Consider the following 9,175-nt stretch of genomic DNA (forward strand, 5'->3'; position numbering starts at 1 on the left):
TCAGGGCGCGAATGGTCAGTCCTCGACCCCGTAACGGTGCAGATCGTTGCCGTGGGTGTCGAGCCAGGACTTCGCGCGCTCGACATGGCCGCAGACTTTCGCGACGACCCGCCAGAATCGCGCCGAGTGGTTCATCTCGACCAGATGCGCGACCTCATGGGCGGCGAGGTAGTCCAGCACATAGGGCGGCGCGAGGATCAGCCGCCAGGAGAATGACAATGATCCGGCCGACGTGCAGGAACCCCAGCGGCTCGATTGATCGCGGATCGACACCCGCTTGACCCTGACGCCGAGTTCTTCCGCATAGGCCAATGATGCCTTGTGCAGATCCTTGCGCGCTTCACGCTTGAGGTAATCATGGACGCGGCGGTCCATGTGCTCGGCGCCGCCGGCGACGCAGAGAACTTTCTCCCCGCTGTCGCGGGTTTCGGTCCACACCGTGCCGCGCTCGCTGGATCGATGTACGATGCGGTGCGGAACACCGCGCAAGGGCACCACTGTACCAGCTTGAAACGGCGCCGCCTTCGGCAGGCGTCCGAGACGCGCGGCGATCCAGCCGCCATGCAGCTGCGCAAAGTCCTTTGCTTCCGCCAGCGTGCCGCGCGGCGGCATGGTCAGGATCGCCTCGCGATCGGTCGGATGAATGCGTAACGTGTAACGGCGCGCGCGGCGGTGCCGGCGCAGCCGAATCGCAAAGAATTGCGAGCCGTGTTTGACCAAAAGAGTCGCGGGTTCGGCGGGCCGCCGATAGAGGAGGGCGCGAGTAGCCATGTCTGACAGTCCGGGGGGCAAGAGTTCGCCCGGATTCTGCCATAACCGCTGCCACTCAAGCCGCCACTGAAACCGTTCGGCGCAAAAACAAATCATTTGCCCAATATACAGGGGCTGGACTCTATTCCGCCCCTACCGGCAGGGGCTGGAACCGAAATTTTTTGGCTGAATCCAGGCTCACTCTTCGTTGAAAAAATGAAATATTACTCATTCCTTCAGCGCTGCGCGAATCCTGATTCTTTTAATCGATTCAGCGACTTAGTTGAGCCGTCAAATCGATGCTGAAATCGACACTATTCAGCAGCCCCAACCAATTTGTCTGATGCTGCGACCAATTTCGGCTTGGTATTGGCCGAAGACAACATGAAATCGGAAATGCGCGGCACGATCTCAGAGCGGAACCGCGAACCGTTGAACACACCGTAGTGCCCGACGCCCTTTTGCACGTAATGGACGCGGCGATGATCGGGAATCGACGTGCACAGGGAGTGCGTCGCTTCGGTTTGTCCAAGACCGGAGATGTCGTCGTTCTCGCCTTCGACCGTCATCAACGCGACGCGGCGAATCTTGGACGGATCGACCAGCTTGCCGCGATGAATCATCTCGCCCTTGGGCAACGCGTGCTTGACGAACACGACGTCGACGGTCTGCAGGTAATATTCTGCGGTCAAATCCATCACCGCGAGATATTCGTCATAGAATTCGCGGTGCTTGTCGACCAGATCGCCATCGCCCTTCACCAGGTTGCTGAACAGCGCCTTGTGGGCGTCGGTGTGGCGATCGAGATTCATCGTGATGAAGCCCGAAAGCTGCAGGAAGCCAGGATAGACGTCGCGCATCACGCCGGGGTGCGGGAACGGCACCTTAGTGATGACGTGGTTGCGGAACCATTCGATACCGCGCTCGGCGGCGAGATTGTTCACGGAGGTCGGATTACGGCGGGTGTCGATCGGGCCGCCCATCAGCGTCATCGACAGCGGCACGAAGGGATCGTTGGCGCCTTCCATCACGGAAACGGCTGCCAACACCGGCACCGAGGGCTGGCACACCGCGATGACATGCATGTTGCCGCCGAGCACGTGCAGCATCTCGATCACGTAGTCGACATAGTCGTCGAGATCGAAGCGGCCTTCCGCCAGCGGCACCATCCGCGCGTCGGACCAGTCGGTGATGTAGACTTCATGCGTCGGCAGGAAGGCTTCGACGGTGCCGCGCAGCAGCGTCGCGTAGTGACCGGACATCGGCGCCACGATCAGCACCCGCGGCTGCGGACTGCGCAGCGGCCGCGTCAGCTTGCGATCGAAATACAGCAAGCGGCAGAACGGCTTTTCCCAGATCGAGCGAACCTCGACCGCGGTGCGGACGCCGTTCACTTCGGTCGTGTCGAGACCCCAGTCGGGCTTGCCGTAACGGCGCGTGGTGCGCTCGAACAATTCGCAGGCCGCGGCGATCGATTTGCCGAATTCGGTGTGCGACCACGGGTTAAGCGGGTTCTGAAACAGGATCTTCGTGGCATCAGTCACGGCGCGTGCCGGATTGAGCGACGCGTGGCCCATTTCGTACATCCAGTACATCGGCGTCGTAAGTGCCGGACTGCCTTCGGCCACCAGTGGCGGTGCTCCGCCAAACTCACCAATCGGCATTGAATTCTGATCCCTCTTTTGCGCCGCAACACAGTGCCGAATGCGCAATAATGCGTCAATGCACACCTCAGTATATATACGTAGAGAAATGGCTAAAAACCTCAGCAATACACGGCAATTTGTGACTTATTCGCCACCCCCGAGCAAAGAACCGTGATGTTTGGCGCTGCGCAAAAGGGCAAGAAAGATCGCAAATGACGCGATAAACAGCACCGCGTTGATCGCGAGCGACCACACCATCAGGTCGGTCCGGAACACGTGGTCGATCAACAGCGCGCGCATGCCCTCGAACACGTAGGTCGGCGGCAGCGTCCAGGCGAGATATTGCAGCCAGACCGGCAGCACCGACACCGGGTAATAGATGCAGGCGAGCGGCATCACGCCGAACATCAGGGTCCAGACGATGCTCTCGGCGCCCAGCCCGTTGCGCAGCACCAGACCCGACACGAAGATCCCGATCGACCAGCTGGTGAAGATCAAATTGCAGAAGAACGCGATCAGCGGCAGGCCGATGGCGAAAAAATTGAAGTCGAAGCAGAACAGCGCCAGCAGCGTCATCGGGATCACGCCGATCGCAAGCCGGATCAGGCTCATCACCATCAGCGAGATCAGGAACTCGATCGGCTTCAGCGGGCTCATCATCAGATTGCCGAGGTTGCGCGCCCACATTTCCTCGAGGAACGAGATCGAAAAGCCGAGCTGGCCGCGAAACAGGATGTCCCACAGGATGACGGCGCCGATCAGCGACCCGCCGGCCTGGGCGAAAAAACTCGACGTCTGTGAAATGTAGTTCTGCAGGAAACCCCAGGTGATGATCTGCAGCACCGGCCAGTAGATCAGCTCCAGAAGCCGCGGCCAGGACGACATTAAAAGATACCAATAGCGCAGCACCATCGCGTTGATGCGATGCACCGAAATTCCGTGATGGACTGCGATCCCGCTCATGGCGCGCCTTCCCTCACCCGCCCGCGCGCGACGTCGAGGAACACTTCTTCCAATGTCGCGCGGTTGTAGCGCGCCATGATCTGATCGGGACTGTCGTCATCCTCGATCCGGCCGCGCTTCATGATGATGACGCGATCGCACAGCCGCTCCACCTCCAGCATGTTGTGCGATGCCAGCAATATCGTCGCGTCATAGGCCTTGCGGTAATCCTGCAGATGCTGCCGCACCCAATCGGCCGTATCAGGGTCGAGCGAGGCCGTCGGCTCGTCCAGCAGCAACAGTTCAGGCTGATTGATCAGCGCTTTCGCCAGCGCAACGCGGGTCTTCTGGCCGGCGGAGAGTTTGCCGCTGGCGCGGTCGAGGAATTCCTCGAGATCAAGATCGGCGGCAAGCTGAGCGATGCGCTCGCGCAGGTTCTCCACCGCATAGAGCCGGCCGAAGATGGTGAGATTCTGCCGCACCGTGAGCCGCATCGGCATGTCGACATAGGGGCTTTCGAAATTCATCCGGCCCAGCACCTCGGCGCTCTGTTCGGGCATCGGATGTCCCAGCACCTGGATGCGGCCCGACGTCGGCAGCACCAGCCCCATGATCATCGCAATCGTCGTGGTCTTGCCGGCGCCGTTGCCGCCGAGCAGGCCGGTGATGCTGCCGCGCGCGATGCGAAACGAGACATCGTCCACCGCGCGGGTGGTCTTGTAGAGTTTGATCAGATGCGCGACCTCGATCGCGGATCCTGCCGGATCGGCTGCGGGCAGCGGCATTGGCGCGGCGTCATTATTGACCATTTGGCCCTGTTCATTGGGCTATTGCAGCGGCTAGTGCAAGAAGGTCGTCATGCCCGGGCACAGCCGTCCTTCAGACCGCTACGCCCGGCCATGACGGAGAAATACCGACGGAATCGGGCGCGAATTTGTGATCGCGGCGCCACGCGGCTAAAGTTGCGGAATGACTGAAATTTCCGGCTCCGATTTTCGCCATCCACTCCGCCACGTCCGTCTCGATACGATATTGCGGCTGCGCTGGCTGGCGGCGCTCGGCCAGCTCAGCGCGATCTTCATCGTGGCGCACGGGCTGGAATTCGACGTTGCCATTATTCCTTGCGTCGCCATTGTCGGCCTCTCGGCGCTGGTCAATCTCGCACTGCAGATCGCGTTCAATCCGATGCAGCGGCTGGAACCGGTCTATGCGGCCGCATTGCTTGCGCTCAACATCGTCGAACTTGCGGCGCTGCTGTTCCTCACCGGCGGGCTGCAAAATCCGTTCTCGTTCCTGTTCCTGGCCCCCGTCCTGATCTCGGCGACGGCGCTGCCGATCCGGCTGACCATTGCACTTGGTGTGCTCGCGGTCGCCTGCGCCTCCGCACTGGTGTTTTTCCATCTGCCGCTGCCGTGGGACAGCGACGATCCGCTGGTGCTGCCGCCGATCTACCTGTTCGGCGTCTGGCTCTCGATCCTGGTCGCGATCGGCGTCACCTCGCTCTATGCGTTCCAGGTCACCGAGGAGTCCCGGAAACTGTCTGACGCACTGGCCGCCACCGAACTGGTGCTGACCCGCGAGCAGCACCTTACCCAGATCGACGGCCTTGCCGCCGCTGCCGCGCACGAGCTCGGCACGCCGCTGTCGACGATCTTCCTGATTTCGCGCGAACTCGAAAAGACGGTTGACGGCAACGAACAGCTCGCCGGCGACCTCAAAACCCTGCGCGAGCAGGCGCAACGCTGCCGCGAAATTCTGGCCAAGATCACCCAGCTCTCCTCCTCCGGCGCACCGTTCGATCGCATGCCGCTGTCGACGCTGATCGAGGAAACGGTTGCACCGCACCGCGATTTCGGCGTCGCCATCAAGGTGCGGCTAGCGGTCGCAGCGACGCGTGAGCCGGTCGGCGCCCGTAACCCCGCCGTCCTCTATGGCGTTGGCAACATTCTGGAAAATGCGGTCGATTTCGCCCGGACCACGGTCGAGGTCAACGCCTGGTGGAACGCCGATACGGTCGAGATGATCATTTCCGACGACGGCCCGGGCATTGCCCCCGCCATGCTGAAACGCATCGGCGAGCCCTATTTATCGCGCCGGCGCAGCACCGATGAGGACCAAAGCGCGCGTGCCGGCCTTGGGCTCGGCATCTTCATCGCCCGTACCCTGCTGGAGCGCACCGGCGCCAAGGTCTCGTTTACCAACCGGACCTTTCCCGATCACGGCGCTGTGGTACAAATCGTCTGGCCGCGCGAACGCTTCGAAGCGGACGACACGTCGGCCGATGATGCCTCCTGGAATGGTTCCAGGGATGCGGAATGACGGCCTGTTCGACTTTTGAGGCCTTGGCAGCGCCTTCGCGTCACGCCATATCATGTTGAACGCAACCCGGGGGATACCCGATCTTGAACGCCATTACCGAACTGAACGATCTCACTGACCGCTCGCTTCTGATCGTCGAGGACGACAAGCCGTTTCTTGAGCGCCTGTCGCGCGCGATGGAGAGCCGCGGCTTCGCCGTGACGTCGTGCGATACCGTGTCCGACGGCCTCGCCCAGATCGGCCGTTCCGCGCCGGCTTTCGCCGTGGTGGATCTGCGGCTCGGCGATGGGAACGGGCTCGACGTGGTATCGGCGCTGAAGCGCAAGCGCCCCGAGGCGCGCGCGATCGTGCTGACCGGTTACGGCAACATCGCCACCGCCGTCACGGCGGTGAAGATGGGCGCGGTCGACTATCTCTCGAAGCCCGCCGACGCCGATGACGTGGTCGCCGCACTGCTCGCCAGCGGCACCGAGAAATCCGAACTGCCGGCGAACCCGATGTCGGCGGACCGCGTGCGCTGGGAACACATCCAGCGGATCTATGAAATGTGCAACCGCAACGTCTCGGAGACCGCGCGGCGCCTGAACATGCACCGCCGTACCCTGCAGCGCATTCTGGCCAAGCGCGCGCCGCGGTAATTTGCCGGCAGGGATCGGCGGCTTCGGTCCTTCAGGCTACTTCTCGATGAGGAGCATCCGCAGGCAGCGGATACATGTCCTTGAACGGCGACGGCCTCCCGATCGCATACCCCTGCGCATAGTCGACACCGACTTCGCGCAGGGCTGGGAGTATCTCGTCGTTCTCGACGAATTCAGCAACCGTGCTCTTTCCCATCACCTTGGCGACGTGAACGATCATTTCGACCATCGCCCGGTCCATCTTGCTGTTCAGCATTTCCCTGACGAAGCTGCCATCGATCTTGATGTAGTCGACCGGGAGGTGCTTCAAATACGAGAAGGACGACATACCGGTGCCGAAATCGTCAAGTGAGAAGCGGCAGCCCAATTTCTTCAACGCCTCGATAAACCGTTTGGCGCTGTGCATATCGGCGATCGCGCTGGTTTCAGTGATCTCGAAACAGATCATTCCGGGCGGCACCCGGTAAATATCGAATTGCCGGCGTACATATTCAACGAAATCATCGTCGCCGAACGTCGCGCCGGAGAGATTGATGGCGCAGCTCGATAGTTGAGTCGGTTCGGAGCAACTCAACCGTTCGGCGATCAAGGCAAATGCGTTTCGGATGACCCAGCGATCGATCAGCGGCATCAGGCCGTAGCGCTCCGCCGCCGGCATGAAGCTGCCGGGCTGGACCAGTTTTCCGTCTTCGTCGCGCAACCTGAGCAGCAACTCGACATGGGAACGATCCTGCTCAGCCTTGTTGAGCGAGCGAATTTCCTGCGCGAACAGACAGAACCGTTGTTCATCAAGCCCGTTCCTGATCCTCTGCACCCAGGCCATTTCACCGACGCGTTCGACCAGTTCAGCATCGCTGGGATGGTAGACCTGAATGCGATTGCGTCCCTTCTCCTTTGCCATGTAGCAGGCCATGTCGGCCGCCCGCAGCGTTGCCTCCATGGCATTGGCCTCGGCGACATGCACGAGACCGACGCTGACGCTGATATTGAAGGAGCATGCATTCCAGACGAACCTCAACTCCTGCACGGCAAGCCGGAGGCGTTCCGCAATCGCGACCGCCGAACCGGCGTCGCAGTCCTGCAACAGAACGCCAAACTCGTCGCCGCCCAATCGCGCCAGCAGGCCGGCGCCGCGAAGATTCTCCTGCAGCAACGCCGACGTATGTTTTAGCAATTGATCCCCCGCGGCATGACCACAGGTGTCGTTGACAACCTTGAACTGGTCGAGGTCGAGGAACATCAGGGAATGCTCGCTGGGCTGATTGGACAGCCGGTCGAGCGCCGCTCCAAGGCGGGTTTCAAATTCGCGACGATTAACCAGGCCCGTCAAGGCGTCATGCGATGCCTCCCAGGACAGCTTTGCGAGGAACTCCTGTTCGGCAGCCTCGAAGCGCATTCGTTGCTTCAGCATTTTGCGCGTATGCCAGACAATCAGCGAAACCAGCGACATTGCCGTCAGCAGATTTGCCACCGTCAGCACGGACTTGAGAAACCGCGAGCCTTCTCCAAGATTCTCCGAGAAGGCGCTTGCATGGGGCGCGAGCCGCCGATCGATGAAATCGATTTGCTCCTTGTGGAAGGCTGCACGCCCGCCGACCGCGGGACCGCTGGACAATTCCTCATGCAGGAGGTCGCCAAGCGACACCAGCTGATCCAGAAATGGATCTGTCCCTCTCCAGTGCCGGATCGCCGTTTTGACATATGGGCCGTGCTGGAAATAGCGGAAGAGCCGGATCATTCCTGGAATATCGGCGGGATGATTTCCGCCTCCCAGGAGGCCGTCCCGGGCGGCATCCAGATCGGGGGCCGGCTGCTCCAGCGCACGTCGCGCGACCCGGTCGCTGAGCGGAACGGCGATCGCCTTCTTGAACCGGTCGAAGGACTCTTCGTCAGCGGTCTGGGAATAAACCGAGAGAAAGTGGATGGCGTCTTTTTGGCTCTTCGACCACATGCCCTCGCCGCCGACAAAGGCGCGAACCGACGAGAGCAGCTCCAGACTAAGGCCGGCCAGAAGCCCCTGAAAAATCACAACCGCCACGAAGGGCGCTACAAGCCGCAAAAGGCGATTTTTGCCGCGCGTGGGACCCATCATTTGCGGTGCCTGATCTGTCCTTCCGCGCGAAACCGCGCGACGTTAGGGCCTGCTTTCGTTTGGCCCGATTGCGTTGCCTTTTGTCTGCTGACCGCGCCGGTGTGGCGCTCAAACACCTGATGTCCGCAGTACCGGCAGGCTGTCTTATTGGAGTAGGATTGGCGGCTTAAGATCGCGTGCGACAGGCCCCACGCGCGATATCTAAGATCGATCGTAGTGAAGGGCACGTGAACATCTCGACATCCAATTGCATTTCAATTTCATCGAATGCCCGCGCCCGCGAGTGCTGGAGATCAGAGTTCCACCAACGGAACTTAATGCGCATTTCGATTCAGTCTTCAAAGAGCAGACATGACTTCGCGATCTCGCCGCTGCTACGCGCGAAGTTTTGCAAGAGACCTTTCGCCATCTGAAAACAGAGGGCGCAGGGAAGACCGGGTGCGCGCTGCACCCGCGGTCTCGCGTGCGGTTTGCACAAAACAAAGTGCACACGAGCATACAGGGCAGCGGAGAACACCCAGCCTTCCCTGCGCAATGGCTTTACGGCTTATGCCGTGCTCTCCCCGGAGACGAGTTCTTGGTTGACTCCGTCGCTATCGTTTCCGCTCGCGCTTCTCCGACAGCTTGACACCTGCAACGGGTGCCAGGACCACACGGTTTTGCCGTACGCTTATCCACGCCGTCGTCGAGGCGTAAACCAGCGTCCACCGCAACCCGCCCAACGTCCGTGACGACGGCCGACGCCCTTCTGAGTAGGACGGGATGGGCGAATATATGCACCTGATTTG

At 61.0% G+C, this 9,175-nt stretch carries 8 protein-coding genes; 3 read left to right on the forward strand and 5 right to left on the reverse strand.

The window, feature by feature from the left end:
- Positions 1 to 15: 15 nt before the first annotated feature.
- The 4 genes from JQ629_RS28915 to JQ629_RS28930 all read right to left on the reverse strand — a co-directional run bounded on the left by JQ629_RS28915 (position 16) and on the right by JQ629_RS28930 (position 4,147).
- Positions 16 to 867, reverse strand: a complete 852-nt coding sequence (locus JQ629_RS28915; RefSeq protein WP_212415499.1) for a M48 family metallopeptidase — start codon at positions 865 to 867, stop codon at positions 16 to 18.
- A gap of 197 nt (positions 868 to 1,064) precedes the next feature.
- Entirely contained in the window at positions 1,065 to 2,414 is a 1,350-nt protein-coding gene (locus tag JQ629_RS28920; RefSeq protein WP_212415500.1) for a polyhydroxyalkanoate depolymerase, read from the reverse strand.
- Positions 2,415 to 2,540: 126 nt separating this feature from the next.
- Positions 2,541 to 3,359, reverse strand: coding sequence for an ABC transporter permease (locus JQ629_RS28925; RefSeq protein ID WP_212415501.1), 819 nt, complete (start codon positions 3,357 to 3,359; stop codon positions 2,541 to 2,543).
- On the reverse strand, positions 3,356 to 4,147 hold the full coding sequence (locus tag JQ629_RS28930; protein WP_212415502.1) for an ABC transporter ATP-binding protein: 792 nt from the start codon (positions 4,145 to 4,147) through the stop codon (positions 3,356 to 3,358). Before JQ629_RS28930 ends, JQ629_RS28925 begins: the two co-directional genes overlap by 4 nt.
- 160 nt (positions 4,148 to 4,307) lie before the next feature.
- Here JQ629_RS28930 and JQ629_RS28935 point away from each other — a divergent pair, with 160 nt between their 5' ends.
- Both JQ629_RS28935 and JQ629_RS28940 read left to right on the forward strand, forming a co-directional pair.
- Positions 4,308 to 5,657 carry an ActS/PrrB/RegB family redox-sensitive histidine kinase gene (locus JQ629_RS28935; protein ID WP_212415503.1) on the forward strand — a complete coding sequence of 450 codons (1,350 nt, stop codon included), beginning with the start codon at positions 4,308 to 4,310 and terminating at the stop codon, positions 5,655 to 5,657.
- 83 nt (positions 5,658 to 5,740) lie between these two features.
- Positions 5,741 to 6,295, forward strand: a complete 555-nt coding sequence (locus tag JQ629_RS28940; RefSeq protein ID WP_192736382.1) for an ActR/PrrA/RegA family redox response regulator transcription factor — start codon at positions 5,741 to 5,743, stop codon at positions 6,293 to 6,295.
- 31 nt (positions 6,296 to 6,326) lie between these two features.
- Here the strand turns inward: JQ629_RS28940 and JQ629_RS28945 are convergent, their stop codons facing one another.
- Positions 6,327 to 7,940, reverse strand: coding sequence for a putative bifunctional diguanylate cyclase/phosphodiesterase (locus JQ629_RS28945; protein ID WP_349631338.1), 1,614 nt, complete (start codon positions 7,938 to 7,940; stop codon positions 6,327 to 6,329).
- Between JQ629_RS28945 and JQ629_RS37295 the strand changes: the two genes are divergently transcribed.
- Positions 7,917 to 8,507, forward strand: a complete 591-nt coding sequence (locus JQ629_RS37295) for a hypothetical protein (RefSeq protein ID WP_249135340.1) — start codon at positions 7,917 to 7,919, stop codon at positions 8,505 to 8,507. The genes JQ629_RS28945 and JQ629_RS37295 overlap by 24 nt on opposite strands.
- Positions 8,508 to 9,175: the final 668 nt, after the last annotated feature.

It is taken from the genome of Bradyrhizobium sp. AUGA SZCCT0222, assembly GCF_018130205.1.
In the GTDB taxonomy this organism is placed as follows: Bacteria; Pseudomonadota; Alphaproteobacteria; order Rhizobiales; family Xanthobacteraceae; genus Bradyrhizobium.

Excerpts from the sequence above, each read along its gene's own strand:
- JQ629_RS28915 (WP_212415499.1), bottom strand. The coding sequence starts at position 867 with ATGATTTGTTTTTGCGCCGAACGGTTTCAGTGGCGGCTTGAGTGGCAG.
- JQ629_RS28920 (WP_212415500.1), bottom strand. The coding sequence starts at position 2,414 with ATGCCGATTGGTGAGTTTGGCGGAGCACCGCCACTGGTGGCCGAAGGC.
- JQ629_RS28925 (WP_212415501.1), bottom strand. The coding sequence starts at position 3,359 with ATGAGCGGGATCGCAGTCCATCACGGAATTTCGGTGCATCGCATCAAC.
- JQ629_RS28930 (WP_212415502.1), bottom strand. The coding sequence starts at position 4,147 with ATGGTCAATAATGACGCCGCGCCAATGCCGCTGCCCGCAGCCGATCCG.
- JQ629_RS28935 (WP_212415503.1), top strand. The coding sequence starts at position 4,308 with ATGACTGAAATTTCCGGCTCCGATTTTCGCCATCCACTCCGCCACGTC.
- JQ629_RS37295 (WP_249135340.1), top strand. The coding sequence starts at position 7,917 with ATGCAGGAGGTCGCCAAGCGACACCAGCTGATCCAGAAATGGATCTGT.